General features: G+C 43.9%; 19 protein-coding genes. 6 read left to right on the top strand and 13 right to left on the bottom strand.

The window, feature by feature from the left end; translation table 11 throughout:
* Positions 1–25: 25 nt before the first annotated feature.
* Complete coding sequence (locus J8M00_RS22025; protein ID WP_211012617.1) at positions 26–775, top strand: LytR/AlgR family response regulator transcription factor; 750 nt, start codon at positions 26–28, stop codon at positions 773–775.
* Positions 776–933: 158 nt separating this feature from the next.
* A complete protein-coding gene (locus J8M00_RS22030; RefSeq protein WP_211012618.1) occupies positions 934–2925 on the top strand; it encodes a hypothetical protein in 1992 nt (663 codons plus the stop codon).
* A gap of 33 nt (positions 2926–2958) precedes the next feature.
* Here the strand turns inward: J8M00_RS22030 and J8M00_RS22035 are convergent, their stop codons facing one another.
* On the bottom strand, positions 2959–3255 hold the full coding sequence (locus J8M00_RS22035; protein ID WP_211012619.1) for a DUF6482 family protein: 297 nt from the start codon (positions 3253–3255) through the stop codon (positions 2959–2961).
* Positions 3256–3432: 177 nt separating this feature from the next.
* Between J8M00_RS22035 and J8M00_RS22040 the strand changes: the two genes are divergently transcribed.
* The 3 genes from J8M00_RS22040 to J8M00_RS22050 are packed head-to-tail and all read left to right on the top strand — an operon-like array spanning position 3433 to position 6051.
* Positions 3433–4716, top strand: a complete 1284-nt coding sequence (locus J8M00_RS22040) for a LysM peptidoglycan-binding domain-containing protein (RefSeq protein ID WP_211012620.1) — start codon at positions 3433–3435, stop codon at positions 4714–4716.
* 22 nt (positions 4717–4738) lie between these two features.
* Positions 4739–5422, top strand: a complete 684-nt coding sequence (locus J8M00_RS22045) for a hypothetical protein (protein ID WP_211012621.1) — start codon at positions 4739–4741, stop codon at positions 5420–5422.
* Positions 5401–6051: a pesticin C-terminus-like muramidase gene (locus J8M00_RS22050; RefSeq protein WP_211012622.1), complete on the top strand. Its 651-nt coding sequence runs from the start codon at positions 5401–5403 to the stop codon at positions 6049–6051. The genes J8M00_RS22045 and J8M00_RS22050 overlap by 22 nt, the downstream gene beginning before the upstream one ends.
* On the opposite strand, the gene thpR is transcribed toward J8M00_RS22050, so the two are convergent.
* The 7 genes from thpR to glmU all read right to left on the bottom strand — a co-directional run bounded on the left by thpR (position 6041) and on the right by glmU (position 16682).
* Positions 6041–6568 (bottom strand): RNA 2',3'-cyclic phosphodiesterase, encoded by a 528-nt coding sequence (gene thpR, locus J8M00_RS22055; RefSeq protein ID WP_211012623.1) that lies wholly within the window; start codon positions 6566–6568, stop codon positions 6041–6043. The two genes, J8M00_RS22050 and thpR, sit on opposite strands and share 11 nt — an antisense overlap.
* Entirely contained in the window at positions 6568–7089 is a 522-nt protein-coding gene (locus J8M00_RS22060) for a hypothetical protein (protein WP_211012624.1), read from the bottom strand. The genes thpR and J8M00_RS22060 overlap by 1 nt, the downstream gene beginning before the upstream one ends.
* A 116-nt stretch (positions 7090–7205) precedes the next feature.
* Entirely contained in the window at positions 7206–10352 is a 3147-nt protein-coding gene (locus tag J8M00_RS22065; protein WP_211012625.1) for a lantibiotic dehydratase, read from the bottom strand.
* A gap of 10 nt (positions 10353–10362) precedes the next feature.
* Positions 10363–11583 carry a lanthionine synthetase C family protein gene (locus J8M00_RS22070; RefSeq protein WP_211012626.1) on the bottom strand — a complete coding sequence of 407 codons (1221 nt, stop codon included), beginning with the start codon at positions 11581–11583 and terminating at the stop codon, positions 10363–10365.
* A gap of 200 nt (positions 11584–11783) precedes the next feature.
* Positions 11784–13913, bottom strand: coding sequence for a peptidase domain-containing ABC transporter (locus tag J8M00_RS22075; protein WP_211012627.1), 2130 nt, complete (start codon positions 13911–13913; stop codon positions 11784–11786).
* 28 nt (positions 13914–13941) lie between these two features.
* Entirely contained in the window at positions 13942–15186 is a 1245-nt protein-coding gene (locus J8M00_RS22080) for an HlyD family secretion protein (protein WP_211012628.1), read from the bottom strand.
* A 134-nt stretch (positions 15187–15320) separates the two neighbouring features.
* Positions 15321–16682 carry a bifunctional UDP-N-acetylglucosamine diphosphorylase/glucosamine-1-phosphate N-acetyltransferase GlmU gene (gene glmU / locus J8M00_RS22085; protein ID WP_211012629.1) on the bottom strand — a complete coding sequence of 454 codons (1362 nt, stop codon included), beginning with the start codon at positions 16680–16682 and terminating at the stop codon, positions 15321–15323.
* An 830-nt stretch (positions 16683–17512) separates the two neighbouring features.
* Here glmU and J8M00_RS22090 point away from each other — a divergent pair.
* On the top strand, positions 17513–17707 hold the full coding sequence (locus tag J8M00_RS22090) for a hypothetical protein (RefSeq protein WP_211012630.1): 195 nt from the start codon (positions 17513–17515) through the stop codon (positions 17705–17707).
* A gap of 121 nt (positions 17708–17828) precedes the next feature.
* On the opposite strand, the gene J8M00_RS22095 is transcribed toward J8M00_RS22090, so the two are convergent.
* The 5 genes from J8M00_RS22095 to J8M00_RS22115 form a co-directional block, all read right to left on the bottom strand.
* Positions 17829–20921, bottom strand: coding sequence for an efflux RND transporter permease subunit (locus J8M00_RS22095; RefSeq protein ID WP_211012631.1), 3093 nt, complete (start codon positions 20919–20921; stop codon positions 17829–17831).
* A complete protein-coding gene (locus J8M00_RS22100) occupies positions 20918–21964 on the bottom strand; it encodes an efflux RND transporter periplasmic adaptor subunit (RefSeq protein WP_211012632.1) in 1047 nt (348 codons plus the stop codon). Before J8M00_RS22100 ends, J8M00_RS22095 begins: the two co-directional genes overlap by 4 nt.
* A gap of 189 nt (positions 21965–22153) precedes the next feature.
* On the bottom strand, positions 22154–23452 hold the full coding sequence (locus J8M00_RS22105; RefSeq protein ID WP_211012633.1) for a CapA family protein: 1299 nt from the start codon (positions 23450–23452) through the stop codon (positions 22154–22156).
* Positions 23439–24704: an MFS transporter gene (locus J8M00_RS22110; protein ID WP_211012634.1), complete on the bottom strand. Its 1266-nt coding sequence runs from the start codon at positions 24702–24704 to the stop codon at positions 23439–23441. The genes J8M00_RS22105 and J8M00_RS22110 overlap by 14 nt, the downstream gene beginning before the upstream one ends.
* A complete protein-coding gene (locus J8M00_RS22115) occupies positions 24701–25459 on the bottom strand; it encodes a class I SAM-dependent methyltransferase (RefSeq protein WP_211012635.1) in 759 nt (252 codons plus the stop codon). The genes J8M00_RS22110 and J8M00_RS22115 overlap by 4 nt, the downstream gene beginning before the upstream one ends.
* Between the last annotated feature and the right edge of the window lie 163 nt (positions 25460–25622).

A 25622-nucleotide genomic window follows, 5' to 3' on the forward strand; every position in this document is an offset into this window, starting at 1 on the left:
CGCGTTTCTGATTTAGGGTTACATGATGACTGAACAACTTAAAAAGGAATGGCTGATCTCCTGTGCAGGTTGGAGTGCATTCATCTTTTTCATGACAGCAACCTATGTACTTTACGACTGGGCTATGCCACCCGCTGAGGAGATCAACAATCGACCTGGATGGGCTTTACAAGAATGGGGGATCTGGTATGTGCTGACACCTATCGTATTTCGTTTACTCAGCCAATACCACGGCGCCAAGCTTTTAACTAAACAAAAACTGATTGGCATCCTCTCGCTCATGCTCTGCATTTCAATGACTTATCAAGCCATTTTTGACTTCTTGGTACTTTGCGATCCGATCCCTTATACCATGCTCTATTTCGCGCCATCGCATCCATTGGTATTAGGCGTGATCAGCTATCTTTGGCATACTTTTTTACGCACAGACTTAACTGAACAACACGATGTATTTGAAGTAGATGCAGGCAGCAAAACCGCACTATTGAGTTATGCCGATATCACCCATATTAACTCTGCCAGCAATTATGTTGAGCTGCATACTGAGCATCAGCATTTCCTTAAACGCATCACGTTAAAGCAAGTTGAGCAGCAGCTGCCCAACTCTCAATTTATCCGTACCCACCGCTCTCATCTGGTTAATTTGAATTACATTGAGCGTATTCAAATCAAGCCTTCAGGCAGCGGACTGGTATTACTCAAAAGCGGCCAAACCGTTGCGCTGAGCAAGGCATTTAAGCCCGCGCTCAAAGCCAAACTCAAACATGTAGCTTAACAGCCAGCATGGCACTCGTCCCACGCCACTTGGGACGAGTGAACAATACCAGTCCATTCGTCCCAAAAAGCGACCAGCTATCCCTAGGTTATTGATTAGCATAGATTGATTTATTCAAATAAGTTCAGCAAGTAAGTTGACAAGGGACTCAATCAACCATGACATTTCGTAACTACCGGGCCATTTCACTCAGTGTATACTGCCTAGGTGCGTGTTATTTTGGTGCCTCTGCTGCATCAGAAATACCGCCTATGCACAGTGAGCAATTTGCCGTCATACAATTTACTGATTCGGCACTCGACAACCTATATGGACAAAATGCGTTAGATAAAATCAACCAACTACCTGGCTTTACCTTATCGCAATCAAACTCACAGCGTGGGCTCAGTGCTGCCGCAGGCAATGTGCTGATCAATGGCGCTGCTGCTGTTTCTAAGTCTGAGTCGCTCACGAATATTTTAAGACAGCTGCCAAGTGACCAAATTGCCGCTATCCATCTATACAACAGCGGTCATCCCTTTGGCACTGCAAATCAATTTAATCAATTGGTTAATGTGATCACCCGTGCGCCTAAACTCAGCGCACACTGGCAAGCGCGCAGTAAACTCACGTCAGCTTATCAAGCTTATCGACCCAGTGAGTTAGCAACACAAATTTCGTTACCTGCAGATGTGTGGCAACATCAGGTCAATATGCACTATCAAGATGACCGCTATCAATCCACATCACTGTATGATGAACGCGATGAACTCGGTAAGACGCTTGAGAATGGTCATGAAGACTTCTTTGAAAAGCTCAATAGCCGCCAAATTTCGTTAACCAGTCAGCGTAATCTCACAGACACGCGGCTTGCCCTGTCAATTAAAGCGACAAATGACGGCACTCAAATAGCACAACGTCGCAACAATGCTCGGCAACTTCCCTGGGAGTTTGATAGCTATCTATCTGAATCTGAGTATGAAATGAGTGTTAACTGGCAACACAGCGGCCAAAATAGTCAATGGCAATTTATTGCACTGCACAATCGTAATGTGACCGACGCCAATGAAGTCACATATCAACACAGCGCGACTGCTGATGTATATCAGCAGCACAAGGTTCAGCAAGAGCAAGTAGTACAGTTTAATTTTAGCGCGCCTAACATGCACTATGCACCAGAAATGGGCATTGAAATCAGTCGCAATCAATTAACTGCAATAACCTATTACGACGGTGGATTTGAGCAAGGCCAAGTCACTGAGTTACGCTATCAACCTTATGCAGCCATCACCACTGAACTAAGCGATCAATGGCAATTGTATACTCGCTTAAATACGGAGCGTACAACGTTATCCAGTAGCGCTCAGCAAGGCAGTAAAACCTATTTGGGCTTTATCAAACCTGTAGCTAGATTAAGTTACGACCCTCAATCGAATTGGGATGTCATTTTTACCGCTCAACATCACGTAGATCAGCTCGATTTTGATGACTTTGTACAGAGCCAAGATGCTGAATTCGACCGCACTCAATCTGGCAACCTGCAACTGAGACCAAGCCAGTACAGTGAGTTGGCGACCCAGTTCAATATTCGCCTAGCCGATACCCTAGTGATGAATTTCAATGTATTTCACCAATGGCAAAAAGACATACATGAATACCTACAATTGCCCGATGGCGACACTATGATCGGCAATGCGGGCCAGGCGAGTCAGTTTGGTGGGTCACTCAGTGCGACCTGGCAAACTGAGAACTGGCTTGAAGGGAGCCAATTGAGCGTGAGCTATGATTATGCTCGTGCTCAGTATGACGACCCTCTCACCGGCAGTCGACCAGTCGATGGCCTTACGCCCCAGAGTGCTCATATCGAGTTTCGTCAAGATATGCAGCACTACAGCTGGGGGCTTGATATGTACATCCCAGAAAAAGAGACCAATTATTACGTTGACGAAATATACATAGAAAAAGACCAAATAGAAGTAAATGCGTTTGCAGAGTATCTACTATTCACTGATTTACGGATGCATATATCCGTTACTGCGCTCAACACGGCCAAGTACAGCTATGTGCAAAACTTTTACGCAAATAATCGAAGTGGCTCATACCTAGGCACAAGGCGTTTTGATGAACGTGTTGACCCGGTTGTCGCCGTTTCGTTACTGGGACAATTGTAGATTGGGGCATAGCGCCCCATTAAGCGACTAAGGTCAATGCACTAAAGGTAATTTAAAGCGGCAATGGCCATCACTGATGCTGCCGACCATTTCATCATAGGCAGTTTCCATATCGAGTGTGGCTTCTGTAGCACCGAGATGTGCCAGTTCAACCTCAGCTTCACGCAATGAGTTGTAGGTCACTACCTTACCCTGTTTGTCTGTGATCAGATGATAATTACCTAATACATCTAAACCACCAGCCAAATAATGATTGGAGTCTGCATAGCTAAGAATAATAGGGTCCATATAACTATGCTCAAATTGCTCTTTCAATTCTGTGCGATCCATAAAAACACCTCTTGCTAAATGGAACTACTTACTTAAACGCACTCACTCCCAGTTTAGTTCAAAAAATAAACAGAAACTATGTAAATTAAGCTTGGTGTACCAATTTTTTTAACTTGTGTATTTATTTCACTAACTTATAAAATAGTGCCACAAAAATAACAACAATACGGCGCCACCATGCTTAAACGATCGCTACTTATTGCTTGGGTACTATCACTGACTGCTTGCCAATCCACCCAAGACGACCTGACAGTTCATAGCCAAAACTCTCTGCCAGAATTACATATCGAGCCGACTCCTTTACCAGAGCAGAGCAAAGAGACTGTAGCTTCAGAGTTTCCCATCGCGCCAATGCAGGTTGAAGATGTTTGGCAGCGGATCCGCCAGCAAATCAGTTTCGCTCCATCAAGTCATCCTCGGGTACTGACTCGGGTAAATTGGTACCTCCAACATCCCAACTATATGGATACCATCAGCCAGCGCGCAGATCCGCTGCTGTACTATATTGTCACTGAAATCGAAAAACGTGGACTCCCTATTGAGTTAGCGCTGATGCCCTTGATTGAAACCGACTTTGACATGCAGGCTTATTCACACAAACACGCTTCAGGCCTATGGCAACTCACGCCTTTGATTGCAAAACATTATGGTATTGAAATAAACCCTTGGTATGATGGGCGTCAAGACCTCATTGATTCGACCAATGCTGCACTGGATTTTTTGACCTATTTGCACAAGCGCTTTGATGGCAATTGGTACCACGCTATTGCCGCCTATAACACTGGCGAAGGACGTGTTTTAAGGGCTATTGAAAACAATCGTAAAGCGGGAAAATCAACCGACTTTTTTGCCCTTAAACTACCGCGCCAAACGCGTCATTACGTGCCTAAGCTCATCGCAGCAACACAATTGCTTAAACAACAGCTTATGCCCTTTCCAGCCATTGCAAACCAACCGGCGATCAGCGTCGTTTCTTTGCCTGCTGCGACGATTTTAGACAGAGATCCGAACTGGTCTATGTTGGCTAAATTGAACACCGGCTACGCGCGTTTTCCGGCCTTGCTCGGTGGTCCCAATCGATTGATCATGCCCATAGATAAAACCGAAGAGTGGGCCGCTTATGCACAAAACCTACCGACCATGCCTAGTAACCAGTGGCAAACATACACAGTTCGTCGTGGTGATAGCCTCAGTGTCATTGCCGCCAATTATGAGCTCAGCGTCAGTCAATTAAAGTCATTCAACCAATTACGCTCAGATACCATACGTATAGGGCAACGCCTTGTATTGCCGGTATTGGCAGATCAACATTACACCTATACCGTCAAATCCGGAGACAGTTTATGGCGTATTGCTAAGCAATTTAATGTCTCGGTAAACAAGCTAAAGCAATGGAATGAACTATCAGACTCGACATTGCAGATTGGCAAGCAGCTGACCATATTTTTGGCTGCCCCCTGATCGCATCAAAAGGAAATGAATAATGTCTTCTCATCCAGACCAAATACCTGAGCCTCCCAGCACTAAGCCCAAACTGAAATTGCGCTTATCACGCTCAAAAATGAACAGTATCTTGGCGCTATGTGCCATTTTAATCTCAGCGGCTTCCTTTTACGCCACCTACATGCAAGCCAAAGCCGCACAGGAGCAAGTAACTGCTGCTGAAAGGCAGTTGTACGCAGAAACATGGCCATGGTTGCAGGTCAGCTACAGTGATTATGATATTGAAGCAGAGCGTGCGCATATGACAGTTAAAGTCAAAAATTCTGGCACCGGCCCCGCGCTGATCAAATCCATGAGTTTTTCCTACCGCGACACACAGTATGGCAGCTTAGTCGAGTTACTAAACGACTGCTGCAATCTGAATGCATATCAATCTGCACTCAAAGAGGCGCAAGCTGACAATGCCGACATCAACTACATGAAGCAGTTTGGCTGGTATGTGACCAGTAACCCCAATAATGCACTGCTAGCCGATGGCAACGATTTAGTGCTGTTTTCTATGGCGCGAAGTCAGTTTAACAACAGTTTATGGGAGAAAATTGGCGACATGGCCCATGACATAGAAGTAAATACTTGCTATTGCTCTCTACTCAAGCAATGCTACATAGTTAATAAAGCATCGGATGTAAAAAAGGTAGCGAATTGTTCCAGCGCTATACAGTAAATCGTAGAAAAGCAGCCAAACATATTTGTTTGTATGAAGGAGTCATTGCCCATTTGTATCTTGATACGCGGGGCAATGTAACCCTTGGCGCTGGTTTTCATATCACCAGCGCCAGTGCGCTCAATAAATTAGCATTGCGAGAAAAGACCACGCATAAAGCCGCTAGCCGGGCACTTAAGTGCCAAGAATTTGAGACCATCACACGTCTCCAGCCAGGACGGCTAGCCAGCTGGTACGAACCACATTGCAAACTCTACTTACCACATGAAGAGTGCATCAAACTACTGGAGAAAAAGATTGCCGAGTTTGAAGCGGAATTAGAAACGCTATTTAGTGCAAAAAATGGTTATATCCCCTTTCGCCGTATGCCAACCAATGCTCAGCTCGCACTACTCGACATGGCATACAATTTAGGTACTCCTAACTTGAGCCGAGCATGGCCCAACTTATTGCGCGCCATCAGCAGTGAAAACTGGCAGGATGCCGCTAAAGAATGTCACCGAAAACATGTCAGTACAGCCCGCAACCAAGCCACAGAGCGCCTATTTAAACAGTGTGGCCATACCGGCATGTTGCAAAAGCTAAGTCACTTTATGCTTACCAAGGCACTCGCGTGGCTTAAGCGCTAAGTTTAAATGTGTGGATAGGCGTGTAATGCAGTCCATCTGCCATTGAATGCGAATGATAAAGGTGAAACTGCGTCACAGAAATAGAAAAAGGCAAGATAGGCCTGTGTACCTGAGGTGTCGGTTTGACACTTCTAAATAATGTGATGTGCGGTGAAAACGGATGGGGGTTACGATACAGCCCTTGCTGCTCCGCGCAATGTCGCAATGGCTCAGCTAACTGCAATAACTGATGTGCATTTATGTGATCGGGCTGCAAATAAAATATCCCGTTGTGTGACCAGTAGCCGGTTTGCGAGAAGTGCAGTTGAAAGGGCGGCGGAGCGAGTGTTTCTGCGAACTCCACCAGCACCTCTTCTTGCCGGCTGTCCACTTGGCCCAAAAAAGCCAAAGTCAGATGCCAGTTGCGCATCAATGTGGGTGCTTTATTTGCACTCACATGCTGATCCAGCCAGCTTTGAATATCTAAAGCGTCGCTTTTTGCCAAGCCAATTCCAAAAAATAATCGCTTAGTTGCCACTATTTAAATACCACGCTTTTATCGCTTGGCCTGTAAGTACGGGTTTCTGGCTGTGTCCATTTTCCTTGTTTAAAGTATTGAGTTGCAACAGTAAATTTGCCATCTTCATAGCGACTGGTAGATTTGACTTCGGTAATACCATTTTGATTGCCAACAACCTGCTCGTAAGCCGCAAACTCATACTTGTTGATCACTTCAATGCGCCCTGAAGTGTAAAACCCCGCGGTGGTAAAGTAGTAAAACACCAAAGACTGCTTTTGTTTGTCCCAAAAGATCAAAGACTCGCCACCGTAGTCGCCTGAATTGATTGAGTGCAATGTTCTGATAGCGGTTCCATTGAGTGCGCGCTCCCAGCGACTAACATCTTGCACTGCAGGCGCATCTGCCGACATACTAAAGCTGGCTTGCCAAGTTCCCAAATAAGGCTTAAACACTTTAAGTTCGCTTGCCAACTCACCCGCCCAAATAGACGGGTTGTATATACATGCCAAACATAACAACCAACGCAGAGTTTTCATCATTTTATTCCTCATTTTTTTAGACTGTAATTTATTCTGCATGGCTTTAACTTTAGTGTGCCTATATGTAAAGCACAAAAAAAGCGCTCAAGTGAGCGCTTTTTCGTTCACATTCGCAATTATGCTTTTTTATCTGCGGAAAAGTACTTACGACGCAATAGATCGTGTATTACCAGCTCTTGTTCTCTACCATACGCCTTGAACATGCGATTGTTGTGCATATGCAATAGTGAATTCAGCAATGAATCTCGAGTACAATTCAGTTGCTTTTCTGTGATCTGACGATTTAAAACTTCGATCACCGGGGCTGCACTGTTTTGCCATTGCTCTAAAATATTCAATATCGCAGATTGCGCTTCATCACATTGAGCCGCCTGTTCGGGTACTAACTTGATAAAATCATCGTCTAGCTTCTCTTGGTATTCGCGATAACGGTTACCCAGCTGCTTACGCAACGTACTGGTTTCATTGAACTCTCGACCAAAACCCTCACGCAATTGACTCACCAAAGTAAAACGCGCTTCATCCGTATACTCAAACATACTCAACAGTCGATGGGTGCATGCCAGCGCAACGCGCCAACGAATATCTTCACCATACTCTTCTACTAATGCACATGATTGAGCAATTAATCGGCTATCAAACATAAACAGTGATTCAACCAAGCTCATTGATTCAGGGCCACCGTAACGCTCAACTTCTCGTTCGTAGGTCATTAGCTCAACCTTGTGAAGCTCTCCTGATTCAATTTTTGGATCAAGCAGTGCATTTAAGCGCGGCAACAATTGACCACACAATAGTTGCGGATCACCATGGAAACGCAGACGAATATGCCAATCAGGATCACCATATCGAATAAAGAACCACTTATCATATAGCTCTGCATTTTGCTCAATCAAAGGTAATAATTCATCCGTCAATAACTGTTCGACCAATGAGTTACCTGAATAAATTTTTAAACTAAGCCACTCGGATCCAGCACTAAAACGACGCTTGATCGGCGCAGCGGTAATATTTGCAATAGGATCATCTGAGAAATGACTGTGTACCACAGCATGTTCGTTGAAAAACGGCACTATCACTTCATTGTTATAATGGTGACCAGCGCTATCCACAACACGAGAGCGATAAGCACTCGTCAATACTTCTTTTAGCTCGACTGTCGTTTGGCCCTTGCTTTCTCCCAATAAAATGGCAAACATATCCGGGTTGCGTAAATCCAGCTGCAACACATTGTCTGCCATAGCAAAGCTTACTTGCGCATCCAACTGATATTTATTCATTAACTCGTCAAGCTGCTGGCGATTGAATTGGCCTTTTTTATTTATCGCTTCCAACTCTGTACGCTCAATACGCCAAATCTTCTCACTGAGGATCAGATTATCTAACATCACTCGAGGTACAAATGAAGCACGCTCTGTGCTGGATGGCATGCTAAAGTGCGGCGCACGTCCCTCTTGGTGTTGCAGCATACATAGGAACTTGTATGCACTTAAGCTGCGCGCAGAGTAATTGTGTGCACTCGATAAACGTGGAATAACTTGCTTATTTAGGCGCTTACTCCAGAGCTTCACTTTCTGACCTTCAACCCACACATGTAAATCACTGAGTGGAATTTGGAACTCGTCACTCAATGCACTGTCAGCCATAAACACAATTTCATATTGTCTCAAGTGCGGTCGAGCGATCACGTTACCAGGCCGCCCTTCAGGCATATGCACCACTTCTGCAAAAATGACGTCTTCACTGTGTGACTGTTCATGCGCTAAATGCTCGGTGACTGACTCTTTTAATTGCGCATCAAGGTGGCAGAATCGACCCAATAAGTTTGCTGCAGAAGGACCATAACAACCATTAAATTTGTAAACAGGGTTACCTCTATCATCTTGATACAGGCTCAGCATGGTGCCAAAAGAGTATGGAAAATTCTTAACTGCGTCTTTGTTGTTTATTTTTCCTTTAAGCTTTTTGCTCTTCAACACCACACAATCTTTACCCCGGTTTTCAGGTAAGCTCAGCGCGCGTTCAACAATGTTTTCAATCATGCTCACTTCAGGCGCTGTCGCCTGACTAGAACCATTGCGTGCCAAGTTTAACCCAGCCACTAACGGTGCTTCATAACCTGTTTCGGTAGAAATACCGATGCCTGATTCATCGTCTAAAATCACATCTAGAGGCACAAACTGGCCTTCAAAACGGCTATTGAACTGCGTCATAAACTGACTTAAACCAGAACTAGGGCTGGTGATAGTCAATCCAGCAATCACTTCCAATTGCTTTTGCACACGCTTGATTTCCATTTCAGAAATTTGGCACTGCTCAAACTCGCGATAAATATCGCTTTGGAATAATTTGTTTTCTTGTGCCTTCACCGGCAAGCTTTCAAGGTGAGACAACAGCTGCTTATACGGCGCGATCTCGCCACTGCGTGCGTTATCAAGTTGCTCTATTTGGCTCAGTGCCGTTGCGAGCTTATCTGCCGCATCCAGCTCTTTAATGCCTTCAATAGATTTAAGTAATGCCTGATCTGGTGAATCGCCAGTCAATGGTAGTGGAATATCAGCCAGTAACACACCTTCATCAATCAGGTCTTGAATATAACTTTCAACTTCTTCTTGATCCGCTTCTTGATAGTGAGCAAGAAAACGCGTAACTAGTTCATTGAAACTTAAACCTGGCTTAGCCAATTCCAGCGCAAACTTAAAATACTCATCGCTTTCAACGGCACTCAGCCGATACTGCATGGTGTCATCAGACAAGTAAGTCTCAATATAGCGACACTGCTCAGCAATAAAATAATGTGATGAATTTGGTTTGTAAGTCAGGTGATCTGAGCGAGAGGCATGTTTGATAAAATGTTCTTTTAACGCCGACAAATAAAACATATCGAGTCGGGTTTTGCGTGTATCTTTAGTGTGCGACGCTGGTGTTAAAGTGGTTTGGCTATCCACCTTCCCTTGGTGAATACCTGAAAACAAACCAAATGGCGTAGGGCGCGAACACATGCGTACCATGTATTTAATCAGTGCATGAGCGACTTTTTTACCCTGCTTAGAGTCTGGTTTAGTGCGCCATTGTTCGATGCGTTCCAGCAGCGAAGGACTGGCCAGATAAATCGCTTCTTCCACACCCGGTGTCGCCAACCACGCACTTAAAAGCGTGTTTGTGTCTTGGTTTTCATCGCCAAATGCCACCAGCTGCTCTAAAGCCAAACGCGGTGTACGTATTACAAAAAAGTTATCATTTTTTAATTGTTTGCTAGACATATTTGTACTCCTATACCATCAACAAACAGTCTGTCCAACTAACATCGTCATCTAACAAACTAACTAGCCCACACCCTATGCCCGCAAAGCCCATTAAAAAGCCGTAGTCAACTTCATGCTCTTTGGTCAAGCCGTTAAACGAGTACAAAGCTTCAAGTCCGCGTTCACGGTATTCATTTAAGCTGTAGTCAACCCAGTATTGCGTTGCTTTCACTAACTGCGGGTTTGGCATGCATTGATTCACAATTTGGAAGATAAGTGCCAGCCCAACAAATCCGTGGCATAACCCTGCATCATTGATATAGCCGCTTTTAGCGTCTCGTTTAGTTGCATGTAAGGCAATTTCCAGCGCGCGATCAACATAGCTTGGGCGATCTAACGCCTGACCCGCTCTTGCCAGTATCAAGGCAATCGTGATGTCACCATAACACCAGCCCAAACGCGAGTTCGGCTCATCTTCGCCAGCACATGAGCCATAGCACGAAGGCGCATGATTGTGCCCAGTTTGGTTTTCCAATAGCCAATCACATGCGCCTGATACCAATTTAGCAACGCGCGCTTGTAGTGATGGGACTTTCAGTGCCGGTAGGAGCGCCCCGATCATGCCAGGTACACCATGCGCAAGCCCCAAATTGAACTCAGGCTTCTCTTTGTCATCAGTATCAAATCGATATACTGATTCTTTAGGTTGTGACCAAGCGATGTGACCGTTGTCAAAATACGTCGCGGTGCTCTCAAGTCCAGACACAATAATATCGAACAATTTAGTTTGGTCTGAGTACTTACTACGTCTGGCAGCGTAAGGCGCATAGCCAGATAAGCCCAGCACCATTTCAATTTCACCAGGCCACGGGTTGTAATCTAGAGCTTGTGTAAACAGCTCATCAACATCTTCAAGCAACTCGGCGTCATAATCATCTTGATCCGCTTGATTCAAATACTCTAATACCCAAGCTTGACCCGCAAGGCCCGTACTCAACTCAAAGCTTTGCTCAGCTAACTGCTCTTGTAATAATTCCAGCTTCTCTGAGAAAAGTGCTTCATCAACGGAGTTAGGATCCAACTGATGCGCTTTAAAGAGAAACAAAAGTTGTCCAGCAAGCCCGCTCAGTAGACCGTTTTTTAATTCTGTGTCGGTTTGAATATTACGGCTGACTTCTTGCGCTAGAACAGTGATGATGTCACCAATTTCCTGCCGTTGGCTGTCTGTAATTAGTAGTTGCTCTGACATGGTCTTCCTTAATTAATAAATCTTTATTTTTTTTCTTGTATCAATAAAAGCTAACTTAAATCATGAGGTAGCTCAATAGAGAGCGTTCTTCTTATCCTCATTTATACCGCTTATATTGTATCTATATGTGTTTCCTGCAGCCTGTTGCTTTCACCTATACGCAATGCTTTCTGGGTATAGGTGAACTTCGCAAAAACAAGCTACTCGCTTTGTGCTTCAAGCTCTTCCGCGTGTACTTTTTGTAATCGGATCTCCCTATCTGCTGAGGCAATCGTCTCTTTGCGGTGCGCAATGATCACTCGAGTCATATCCAATCGACTAACCGCTTCGTTGATGTCTGACTCTAAAGACGTATCAAGGTGGCTTGTCGCCTCATCCATAAAGAGAATTTTGGGCTGCTTATACAGCGCTCGCGCTAAAATAATACGTTGCTTTTGACCACCAGATAGCGATGAGCCCATATCACCGATTAAGCTGTCATAGCCCATCGGCATTTGACTGATATCATCATGAATTGCAGCAAGTTGCGCACAATACACGACACGTTCCATATCAATGGGTGTATCAAAGAACGCAATATTGTCCGCGACCGACCCAGATAGTAATTCATCGTCTTGCATCACTGCCGCGATTTGCTGGCGGTATTGACGCGCCCCGATTTGATCAATCGGCACATCGTCAATCAATACATCACCGCTTTTAGCCTGATTTAACCCAAGCATAATTTTAAGCAGCGTTGATTTACCACAGCCTGACGGGCCGGTAATGGCTACTGACTCACCTGGTGCGATATCTAAACTTAACTTGTGCAGGACATCAGGTGTTGCATCTGAGTATGCAAAACAAATATTTTTCAGCTCAATTTTACCTTCAACGACATGTTTTTTAAGCTGCTCGGGCTGCAACGTTTCTTTGTCAGTCAAGGCGATATCTGCGATACGATCAAAGTGCAACCCAACCATTTTAAACTCGATAAGCTTTTCAATAAGGTTGGCTGTCTTGTCCATAAATTGACGCTTATACGACATAAACGCAAAGAGCATCCCGGTACTAAATCCACCTTCTAGTACTAGATGCGCAGCCAAATACACCACAAGGATGTTTTCAATTCCAAAGAGCGCGCGGTTAATGGCATCGTATCCAATTTGGAAGTTACCCAGACGAATGCTTTGGTTAATTGCATTGGCATAGCGGTTTTGCCATTGTCCTTCACGCTTCACTTCCGAGCCAAAGAGCTTGATCGTTTGAATTCCGCGTACGGTTTCCATGAAGTTTGAGTTTTCCTCCGCTCGCGCCATGATCTCTTGCTCACTAATATTCCTAAATGGTTTATACATGGCGATCCGCACAAGCGCGTAGGCAATGACGGCGGTCAATACAACTACCGACAGCGTGGGGCTGTAAAAGAAGATCATCGCCAATGTGATAATGGCCATTAAACCATCTATGATGGCTTCAATTACGCCTGTCGTCAGGATCTGTTTTACCTGTTGCAGTGAGCCAAAACGTGATACCACATCCCCCATATGCCGCTTCTCAAAATAAGAGATAGGTAAACGCACTAAATGATGGAACAAATTAGCTCCCAGCTGAATATTCATTTGGTTACCAAAGTGCAACAACGTAAACCCACGCAGCGCATTGGTAGCAATTTCAAACACCAGTACGAGGAAAAAGCCTGTCGCCAACACTGTTAAGAGATTGGTATCACCAGTCAAAACCACATCATCGATGACAAGTTGAATATAATAGGGGGCGGCAAGGGTAAATACTTGCAGCAAAATAGACAGTAAAAAGATCAATATTAGAGAACGTTTAAGGCCAGTTATCCGACTCCAGAAGTCGGCAAACCTTAAACTAGGTTTCTTTTCTTGTTTCTCAAAGCTCTTTGTCGGTGTTAGTTCAAGCGCAACACCCGTGAAGTGCTTTGACGCCTCTTCAAGAGTAAAAGTTTTTTCGCCCGAGGCGGGGTCATGGATCACTATGCGTTTTTCATTGGCTTTTTTGAGTACCACAAAGTGGTTCATATCCCAATGTAAAATACACGGTGTTTGTAGCGCATCAAGATCTTCTAATTCTATGCGCAGAGGTCGAGAACTGAGTTCCAATTGCTCTGCAAAATGCATGATATCGAGCAGCGTTGCGCCTTCAATGGAAATACTGAACTTTTGTCTCAGTGTTGTGAGATCACTGTGGTAACCGTGATACGCCGCGACCATTGCCAGACTCGCTAAGCCGCACTCAGCCGCCTCTGATTGCAAAATGACCGGTAGCGAATTCCTTGACCAAAACTGTAATTTTTGTACCGGTGAGTTATCTTCCTGGTGCATATAAAGCCTTTTATTATCGTTATTGCAGCTATAGCTGTCCTTTAATACTAAATACCGGATCAAACAACCAACGTAGCAGTGATCGCTCTTCGATAATGATATCTGCATCCAACATCATGCCAGGTCGCAGTGGTGTCGACTTACCATATGCCTGTATATTTTGCTCAGATAGCGTCACGATGACACGATAAGCTGGCTCACTTATCATGCCTGGAACAATGGCTTCTTCAGGTAAAATCAATGAGTTACTAATTTGTTTTATTTGCCCACCATAAATTCCAAACTTTTCGTATGGGAAGGCGTGATAACGCAATTTAGCTTCTTGTCCCGACTCTATAAAACCAAAGGCTGAAGTAGGCACATAAATAACCGCTTGCATCTGACTGTTTTCGGGGATCACACTGAGCAAACGCTCTCCAGTGACTACATTTTTCCCCACTTTGGCTAATAAACCTGTCACGACGCCTGCTTTCGGTGCTCTCAGCTCACCTAAACGCTGTTGCTCGACTGATGAAAGCTGGATTTCCATGTCTGCACGCTGCGAATTTAATTGATTGATACGCTCTGCATGTTGCAGTGGCAGCTTTTCTAGTTGCGTATCGTATTGCTCTATTTGCGCCTGTAGACTCAATTTTTCAGAGCGAATACTCGACGATTGCTGTTGCAGCGATAATAAGGTGTCTTTTTGTCTTTGCAGTTCCAACTCTGAAATATATCCAGTACCTTTTAAAGTACTGATTTGACCCACCATTTGCTCATTTAACTCCAATCGCTTAGTAAATGTCTGCGACTGATGATTTAATTCCACTAAGCGTTTTTGCGCTGTCGTTTTTTGTTGTTCTAACTCGGTCAAATCAAGGCGGTATTGTTGCTCTTGTTGAGCTATTAAACGTTCAAGATTTTTCAATTGAAATGAATATTGATTGAGTAGCGTTTGATTCAGCTCTAACGCTTGGGTGCTGTGTTTGGCAGATGCAATACGCAAGATGGGCTGATTTGCAGCAACAAACTGCCCCTCTTCAACCAATACTTCTGCAATGATCCCTTCCTGTGAAGCAACCATGCTTAATACCCCTGTATTGGGTTCTAAAACGCCAGTAACCCGCTCTTTACGGGCGTAACTTCCTAAAGTTAGGTAAATAATGCTGACGATCACTACAAATAAGATCAGAAAGGTGAGTGTTTTAAACACAGGTGGCTGAACTAAGCTCACAGCTCCTTCTAATCGGTGTCGCTTGTTCTCAAGTACTTCTTTGCGAAAGAGATTTTCCATAATAACTTGTACACCCGAATTAATTGTTTTTATTGTTAAATATTAATTAACCCCTACGCTAATGTATCACTTTAGAATCCAGAAAGGAATCTGGTACAAAAAAAGGGAAATAAATTCCCCTTTTCATCTTATCGCTACGATTTTTTTACCGGTCTTTGCCAACCAGAAATATTTCGTTGCTTACTTCGTGCAACAGCCAACTGTTCATCTTGTACTGTGGTTGTTATCACGGAGCCAGCTGCGACAGTAGCTTGTGCACCAATAGTTACAGGGGCAACCAATGACGAATTTGAGCCAATGAATGCGCCATCGCCAATGATTGTTTGTGATTTATTCACACCATCATAATTGCAGGTAATTGTACCAGCACCAATATTCACTTTCTCGCCAACTTGCGTATCGCCAAGGTAAGTAAAGTGGTTCGCTTTCGACCCAGATCCAAGTCGTGACTTTTTCATCTCGACAAAATTACCAACGTGGGCATTTTCTTCCATCACGGCACCCGGGCGCAATCGCGCAAACGGACCAAGTGTACAATTGGCTTTAACCTGTGCTTCCTCGACCACTGAGTTAGCTTTAATTTCTACACCATCACCAATAGTACAGTCTTTTAGCACACAGTTAGGACCGATGCGTACATCATTGCCAATGACAACTTTTCCTTCGAAAATGACATTTACGTCAATTTCAACATCTTCACCGGTAGTCACTTCACCACGTACATCAATGCGTGCAGGATCAGCTAAACTAGCGCCATTAATCATCAATTCGGTTGCTTGACGTGCCTGATAAGCACGCTCTAGAGCAGCCAACTGAACACGGTTATTAGCACCTTCAACTTCCATCTCATCATCTGGCTGTGTTGAATTGATCTCAACGCCTTCATTATGTGCCATTGCCACAATATCTGTGAGGTAATATTCACCTTGTGCATTATTGTTAGACAACTGACCAAGCCACTTTTTCAACAGTTCTCCGTTGGCAGCCATAATTCCAGTGTTGATCTCTTGGATTTTAAGTTGTTCTTGCGAAGCATCTTTTTGCTCTACAATACCTACTAACTTGCCGTTTTCACGTACCATTCGGCCATAACCGGTTGGGTTATCCAGTGTCACTGTCAGCACAGCTAATCCTGCTTTAGGCGTCACTGCCAACAATTTCTCTAACGTAGACTGCTTAGTCAGTGGTACGTCACCATACAAAACCAGTACGGTGTCATCATCACCTATATACTCTTTGGCAACAGCCACTGCGTGACCCGTACCTAATTGCTCTTCTTGCAATACCCAGTTCACCTGATTGTGAGATAAACGCGCTTTTAGCTGCTCACCACCATGGCCGTAAACTAGGTTAGTAGCCTTAGCGCCAAGCGCTGTTGCGTTATCTATTACATGCTGAACCATTGGCTTACCAGCAATAGAGTGTAGAACTTTAGGTAATTTAGAGCGCATACGAGTACCTTTACCCGCAGCGAGAATAACTGTATTTAATGCCATCAGTGATGAATCCTTTTTTGAGCTTAAGATTTCTTCACTTATACCTCTCACTTTAAGGTTGTCACTCCGTGTGCCCAACCAAACTCAATCGCAGGGTGAAATATCGTTCAGAAATTATTGCCGATATTTTAACTCGATTTATCCAGATTGATAGTCATAAAGATAAGTTACGTCAAAGAATTGATATAAAATGGTGAGAAAAATCGCCACACATTCTAACAACCTTGCAAATGCGCATGCTCTTATATTACGTAAGAATAGGCTCTGGAGGCTTTCTCAATTCTTCATAGATAACCACGTGATAGCCCTAACTTTATTGATCAAATCCTGCTTTTTGTATACCTGTAATAACTGACGGCTTTCCTCCAATTAAAAACTCAGTATTATTTACCTCATTGAAATAACAGAGGTTCTGTTATAGCAAATGCAGATATCTTCGATTGCTTTAATCTGCGGTTACCACCCTGGGAGCGCAGCATATAGCAATAACAGAGCAGCATAATAATAAGAAAAGAGCGTCAACATAAGACAAGGACACAAGCTCTCACTATCTGTCGTTCAAGGATTGAATGAGTAAGGAAGCTATTTCGTCTCAGCTTTGTATCAAAGCAAAGCTGATAATTTAGTACTGAGTGTCCTAATAGGCTTCGCAAGGAAGCAAGGCCTTTTTATCTCATCTTCATCACTCAAAGCTCAAATCACCAGCCAATGTTCGCCTGTATATAAGGAAAAAATGGGCATCATTTATACCTGTAAGAACGGTCAGTTAAATTCCTGATATACCTCATATACAGTTAGGTTAATTAATAACCAACAGCAGGAATACAAAAATGAAACTAACATTGAAAAAGCATCAGCTCAAAGCCCTTTCTAAAAAAGCTAGTCTACCTATTGATGTCACAGATCAAATTGGTGGTGGTACAGACTGTCCGTCATTTGGTGGTGGTGGTGCTTGTCGTGTTAACAAAATCCACGGTGATGATTTGTGTTTTTCTCTCGGCAACGGTGCATGCCCTGCACACTAATAGCAGTCGCACTTAGCCAGCCGCACTTGGCCAGCCGCCCCATACAATCGCGGTTTGGAGCTCGCTCCAAACCGCCTTTTTTGTACTTGCGACCCCAGCACAGCACCATTTTTACTTGGCGTTATTGTTGTACCGCCTGTTTAATTTGATTCGCGGGTTTATCAATATTCGCATTTGCAAACCAAGGCGTCGATAACAGGGCAGCCATAAACTGCATGCCAAGTATCGCGTTAATCGTCATTCCCCCGACAATCACAGCGCCTAACCCGCGATAAATTTCAGCGCCCTCAGCAGGGCTTAACAATAGTGGCAACATACCTAGAATACTTGTTCCCGTACTCATATATATCGGTCGCCTGCGGTTTTTAATCGCGCATACAATAGCTTGGGCTTGCGCTAATCCATTCGCCCGGCCAATGCGTACTTGCTCTGCAATCAAAATGGCATTATTGATGACCAAACCAAGCAAGATGATAAACCCAATCATGGTGATCATATCTAGGCTTTGTCCATAAACAATATCTACTCCATTGAGTGCCAAAACACCGCCAAATAAAGCCATAGGCAAACTCATTAAAACCGCTAACGCGAGCTGCCAAGATTTAAGTGTTAACCACAACAACACGCTTAACACGGCTAACGCGCACAAAATTAGTAACAGAAACTCACGCAGAAATATGCTGAGATTATCGGCACTCCCTTGGAACGATACCAATACCGTCTGCTGCGGATCTAGCTGATTTAACTGCGCTTGTACACTCGCCTTCATTTTTTCCACAAATGGACCAACCGCCACTCCTTCGGGCGGCTCGATTGCTAATGCAACAGCCTGATCGCCATTCACCCTAAGCCACTCTGATGGCACCTGTACCATCTGTGTTGTTACCAATTGGTGCAGGTATACCAAGCCATGATCGGGCACCAAAATGGCGGTGTTTAATAAACTGTCGACATCCTTTACTTGTTCACCACTTAAATACATGGGTAAGGATGCACCTTGCGTATAATAGTGACCTAAATACAACCCATCCGTCAGCGTGACCAAAAAATCATTCAGTGTCGCTCTGGTTAAACCTAAACGTGCAAGTGCATTCGGTCGCACTGTGAACTCAATGCGTGTCATATGATTAGACAAAGGCGACTTCTCAGTTATTTTGGCAAGCGGATACAAACTTCTCAGCTGAGACATTAAGGTTTTTCCCATCGACTGCAATTCAGGTAGTGCAGCACCTGACAATTGCAGTTCAATAGTGCGGTTATCAGGTAAGGCAAAATTCAATAACTTGGCCTGCATCACATAACTGACAGTGCCTGGTAAATCGGCCAAAATATCCGTTTTTAGCCAGCTCCTAAAACGGCTCATATCCCAGTCATCACCGGGGTAAAAATACAACTGACACAGCTGAGTACTACAAAACATGCCATATGCGCCGTATTCTGGCGCAAGTTTTGTTTGTTGCGCATGCAGTAAACGCGCTTGAATTTTTTGCGCGATTTGCAGCTCAGCAGCTTGACTAGATAGTGGTGCTTCAAACACCACTACAGCATTGACTTTCTGTTGCTTTGGACTGGGGAGCACATCAAAATCAGGCAACCACACCACGCTCAGCACTACGGCCAAAGGCAATCCTAAAAATAATACACCGTGGCGCACGCCTGTGTGATGTATTGGCGCACTATGCCACCTTACATTTACATCTTTGCGGGTAGCTTTGAGAACGGGCCGCTGACGTAGAAAATATCGAGCCACCGCAGGCAAAACCACCAGCGCAACGATGACTGAAGCCAACAATGCATTGGACACAGTAAAAGCCAAATCAACAAATAATTGTGCTTCTACCGACTCCATCATAACCATAGGTATGAACACCAGAATACTTGATAGCGTAGAAGAGACAATGGCACCTCGAACCTCACGTGTCCCCTGTGCAATAGCCATATGCACAGCTTTGCCTGAAGCTAGGTGACGATTTATATTTTCAATCACAATAATGGCTGCGTCCAATAGCAAACCGGTTGACAATGCCATGCCAGCCAAAGATATTACATTGAGACTAAAATCTCCTATTTTCATCCCCAATATAACCAGAGACAAACACACAGGCACGGCAAGCATGATCAAGCCGACAGACCTCAAATCGCCAAAGAATAGCACCAACATCATGCCTGCCAGTGCAATACCAAGTAATAAGTTGCCATAGACTTGCAGCAAAGCGGAATTAATAGATTTGGCGTCATCACGGCTCAATGACAATTGCATGCCGTATCGTGGTAAAACATCGTCATTAAGCTGTTCAAAAACCGCTTTTACCTCTGCCATGGTGGCCAATGAATCTATATTTGCACCTGGCTCAAGAGTAAAATAAAACGCGCGCTTACCTTTAAACGCCGCATAACCCCATGGCGATGCAGGCCGACGCACTATCTTGGCAATTTCGTGTAATTGGATCACATGCCCCTGACGCACAGCGACATTCACATTACCCAGCTCCTCCAGTGGTACTTGCCCGTTAAAGTGCAAGCTGTAATCATGGGAACCAATTACCATTTGACCGCCTGACTGATCTTTTAGTGCAGTCAATGCCGCTGCAATATCTTGAGTGGTTAAGCCCAATTGGGTCAATTGTTGCGGCTGAAATCGAATATCAATGCGTTGCTCAGTACTATTAAAGCCAGTTTCAATACGTGCAACTCCCTGAACCTTGGCCAGTGCTGGCTCTATAATTTTCTCCATCACATGAATATAGTCTTGTTTGGTGTGCATTTGTTCGCCATACAACATAGCCGAAGCCAGGGTCAAATTCGCACCAGAAGACTGGTTGATCACACGCGGAGGTAGCACTTGCGTTGGCCAATTTGGTACTTGATTAATTTGCGACAATACCTCTAGATACAGTTGATCAAGATCGCTCCCCGGATGAAAAAATAACTCTGTGGCTGCAAAGCTTTCTGATACCACTGACTCGATCCGATTCAAGCCATTTAAACTTCGCAATTGTTGTTCCAAAGGCGTCACTAGAGTTTGCTCGATTTCATCGGCCCCCTTCCCCTGCCAACTAGTATGCAAAGTTATACGTGGCTTTTCGATGGGTGGGAGTAAAGCGCTTTTAAGCGAGAAAACCTGATAGCCAGCAATCACTACTGACATCAGTGCCAAACACAAAATAACTCGGATCACCTGCTCAGATTGGATAAAAGGTCGTGGTGTTGTCATAGTTGATCAATTTCCCTTTGAGCCTGAGTTAAGGCTCCAGCATTCCATTCAGAGACCTCGACAAGATCTTGCTCATTCAAGCCTTGTTTTCCTACAGTCACGACTTTTTCACCCACTTTGAGCGCAGACCTGACAACAACCTGATCGCGCAGGTGATATACCACCTCAGCTTTGATCCGTTCAACACGAACACCATTCGTTAAACGCCATACAAATTGATTTGCGGAGTCTATTTGCAATGCATCATGCGGAATTTGAGTTAAATTTTCCTGCTCCATGCTGATGTGAACTTTTTTACTTTCCCCCACCAGTAGCCCAACCTCTGGAGTCATATCGTATCCGAGGATAAAATTTACGACTTGCTTATTTTCGGACGATATTTTACTGCCTCGCAAAAAGTGCATTGCGCTCAGCCCTACAGCATTAAAGGTTGCGAGCTTTAAACCTTGGCCCCCTCCTATTGCCTGATACGCGTGCATTGGCATATCGCAACTCAACTCTTGGGCTTGTTGCGGCTCAATGATAGCTAACAGCTCCCCTTGGCTAAGAAATTGCCCTGGTTGGGCATCAATTTGGATGATCTGCCCTGAAATTGGTGCCGTATGGCTAAGTTTCTCAATTTTATGCGAGATCACTGATAGTTGTGATTTCAGTCGATGCTTTGCCAATTGAGCAGCTTTAACCTTATTTGCTCTCAACATCAGCTGCTGTTCAGACGTATGATCTCGGCTTAAATCCTGAAGCCGCTGATACTCGCTTTGCTCTAGTTGGAAGGTTAACTTGGCAGTTTGTAAATCAAGCTCCAGAAGTTCTTTTTGTTTGGCAAGGTAATAAGCGTCTTGTAGTGCGATGACTTCACCTTGCTCGACATAACTGCCGCGAGGCTTAATCCACTTGAGCTGCGCTTCGCTATGACTGGTAATGTGAAATTTATGAAGTGCTCGAGCGTGGCACCAAAGTGGTATTGTAGCGCCCTGCTGCCAATCCTTTACCTCTGCGACCATCACTTGCTTTTCTGCATACGCATTAAAAGAAATAAACATACTTAGTATCAATAAACTAAGTGATTGTATAAGTGGTCGTTGATACATGATATTCCCTCAGTGTTATCTTCCTAGCACACTATAAATTTAACATAAAAGCAACATGTAAAGTAACTGAAATATTTATCAGGAATGATATCGATCACAAAGAAAAAGATGGCACTGCAATGCCATCTGTATTATTGATGATTATATTGAAACAGTTAGGTGGTCTTCACCAAATTGTAACTCTGTACCCAGCTGACGGGAAAGTTGTGCAAACATTTCTAAGCTCGCTAGGCTTGAACTCAACCTAGGCGTACCCAACGTATGCCTGTGCTCCCCTTCGCCAAGGTCACATGGATAAATCTTAAGACTCGTCATCTTGCCATGCTCAAATTCACACACCGGTAAGAATGAAGTCCAATATTCACGGTGCTTTTTATACCCTTTGCTACCATTGCCATCGAGCCGATCCAATACATCTGTCACTCGATTCCCATGTCTTAAGCCAAGTAGCTCATACATCTCCCAAGGTTGCTTGGCGACAGTCAAGTTGTGGAATATAAAATTGCCTAATCCATAAAAGATTGGACAACCCTGATACACTTCCATTCCACGGTTGTGGTGCGGGCCGTGACCAAGAAAGATGTGTGCGCCTCGCTCAATACACTGGCGAGCAAAATGCTGCAAAAATTCAGGGGGGGTATGTGCATCTCCCAATTTCATTTGATGAGAGTGTAAGCTCACCATAACGAGATCACTTTGGCTCTTTGCCTCGTCAATAGACTGGAAGATACGCTCGACATCATGGGCATTGAGAGTATGGATACTTTTACTTTCTGGCCCTTGCTGAAAGTCATAGTCTCCAAAATAAAATACCTGATCCGGATCGTCACTAATGAGACTGCCTTTTTGCGCGGCATAGGCCAGCTCGGCATTGATATCTGTAGATTGCGCTATCTGCTTCAGCACCGCTAAGGCATCAGCAGATATCTGATGTACAGTTTCTACTCTCAGCGGGTTTAAACCTGGACGCCCCGACAGGTCAGGCGTTTGTTCACCTGCGCGATTATGATCATGAAAGGTTGTCGTTGCTGCAACCATCGCCACTCGCCCCCCTTGTGTTTCAAGGTAGGTAGGCGCAGCAGCTTCTCTGAGGTTGTTGCCCGCTCCAGCCACTTTAAATCCCCGCTCGACAAGGTGCTTTGTCGTCATCTGCAACCCAGCATGCGAATAATCCATAATATGGTTGTTGGCCAAAGACAAGGTGTTTATACCTAAAGCAGATAAGTTATCTAAAATACGGTGATGAGTTTGAGCCCATGTCCCTCCGGAACTGGCTGCTGGAAACAATGTATTCGTCGTGTCACATAAGGTGGACTCAAAGTTACAAAACCGTACATCTGCTTGGTTAAAAAACCTAGCCAACTGCTCAAACTCAGTGCCTTTGGGTAGATCTCTATTGATAAAACAGTCACCTGCTGCAATGACATTAATTTTTGGCATTTTCAGATCCCCCAATCCAATCCGTTCGGTTTGTTACTGTTTTTATGATGATGTACACACCTAAACAGCACGCAGAAAATAAAAAGAACAAAGTAAGTGCTTGAGGTGTAACCAACTTAAGCGCAATTGCAACACCCAACAGTGCCAAAGGTGTGCAGATGTATGCCATTGAAACAATAAACCCCATTACCACACCCGTAGCATCCACAGGGATCATTTCTTGCAATCGCGTTGTTAGGTGGATACTTAACGAGCTAGATATCAAACCAACCAAAAACAACCCAAACCCAACACCGACCCAATTGCTTGCAGAATACAGCAACAAAAAAGCACTACACATAATAAATATCTGCAAATCCTCAATACAAAAGCCGAGCATTTTTTTGTTATATATTTTACTAGAAATTAATACACCAACAAATAAACCAAGACCTAAAATAAAAAACAAGTAACCAATCCAATTAATTTCCATGCCTAATATATCTACTGCCAAAAATGGCATTAATGCAGGTATAGGCGCAACAAATATATTCAACATGAAAACCAACAAAACAATAGATTTAATTCCGCTGTACTGTGAGTTATTTAATATTTTACCGATCCCAGAAAAAACGTCTTTCAGACTCAATTTTTTCTGCTCATTGGCTTTATCATCTTGTTCTAGTGAACGCGATATCTTTGATTCACTCCAGGCTGATGCAATAAAACTAAGTCCATTCGCCAGATATAACGCACCAAAACTCACAATCGTAATAAAAAAACCACCAATTGCATGACCGATAGGGGCTGAAATACGATTTGAAAACTCATACCAAGCATGCCCATCACACAATTCATCCTTAGCGACAGTGAGTTTGATAAGCTTAAGTGTGGCAGGTTTGTGTAGTGACTGGCACACCCCAATTCCTATCGTAATTAAAATTAATGCCATCAATAACCATTGCTTGGCAAACAAGTCTGAAAATATAAACAGTGCGCCCAGTAACACAGCTAATACACCCGATATAAGATCGCCAAATATAACCACATTTCTACTTGAACTGCGATCCACCAGCGCGCCACCAAACAATCCCATTAATGCGATCGGTAACGAAGCCGCGATTAAATAAAGCGGGATCGCGGAGGTATATTCAGGGTGTGACTTCAACCACGCCAGTGAGGCTATCAAATGCAATTGACTGCCGATAAAACTGACCAAGCTGCCTTGCCACAATAAGAAGAAGTTTCTCTTTTTGATGATATCTGCATTCATGATGCCGCTCTTTGTTTGGTTAAGGTGATCACCAAATCATCCTCTCCAGGCAAGCCATCAAATGATGTTTTTACATCAGAAATAGACAGTTGATGCTTGTGGCACATTGACTGAACAAATTGCTCATCAATGATATTAGTAGTCATCTGATAGTATTCGGACTCACGGGTTTCACAATCAATAAAGCAGAAGAATTTGGTGTAGCCGCTATCTGAATGTTTTTCGGCCCATGCAAGAATGGTCACATTACGGCCAGAAGGAAATGTTTTAGTGGTACGGTAAGTCTTTTCAAACTTGCTAATGTACTCTTCGTTCCACTTTTTTGTACTAATATGGAATACAAATTTACCGCTATCCGTTAAATTATCTCTGATTTTGGCAAAAAACTGATCATATGAGTCAAAATTCACCATGGGTAACGAGTCATATGGAAATAAGATGCAATCTGATACACGCAGGTTTTCACATGTTTCAAATAGGTCATATGAAATATCAATGAACTTGGTTTGCTTGGAAAGCGGTTCTAGATACCGTGCTGATGACTCACAAGGCTCGACCAATAAAAGCTGGCTCGGTTGCTTTTCAACTAAGTGTTTTGTGATGAAACCTTGCCCGGCACCAATTTCAATCACCGAATCCCCTTTACTGATCTGCCCTTTCCAGAAATCTAACTCGCCTGGCAATGGGTGTCTGGTAAGTTGATAATACTCATTGAGCATACTACCCCAATCACCTTGCGTTTTTTCCTCAATCATATTTTCCTCCTTAATAAAAGATAGGGCTGAGGTGTTCAACACCTCAGGCCACTACAATAAAAACAATTAGTCGATGATGATTACGCGCTCTACCATGACAGCCTCCAAGTTATAATTTGTTTTAATATTCATTCTGTTAATCCTTTTTTGTACCGTCAGTACC

The sequence above is a fragment of the Pseudoalteromonas luteoviolacea genome (assembly GCF_018100925.1).
Lineage (GTDB): Bacteria > Pseudomonadota > Gammaproteobacteria > Enterobacterales > Alteromonadaceae > Pseudoalteromonas > Pseudoalteromonas obscura.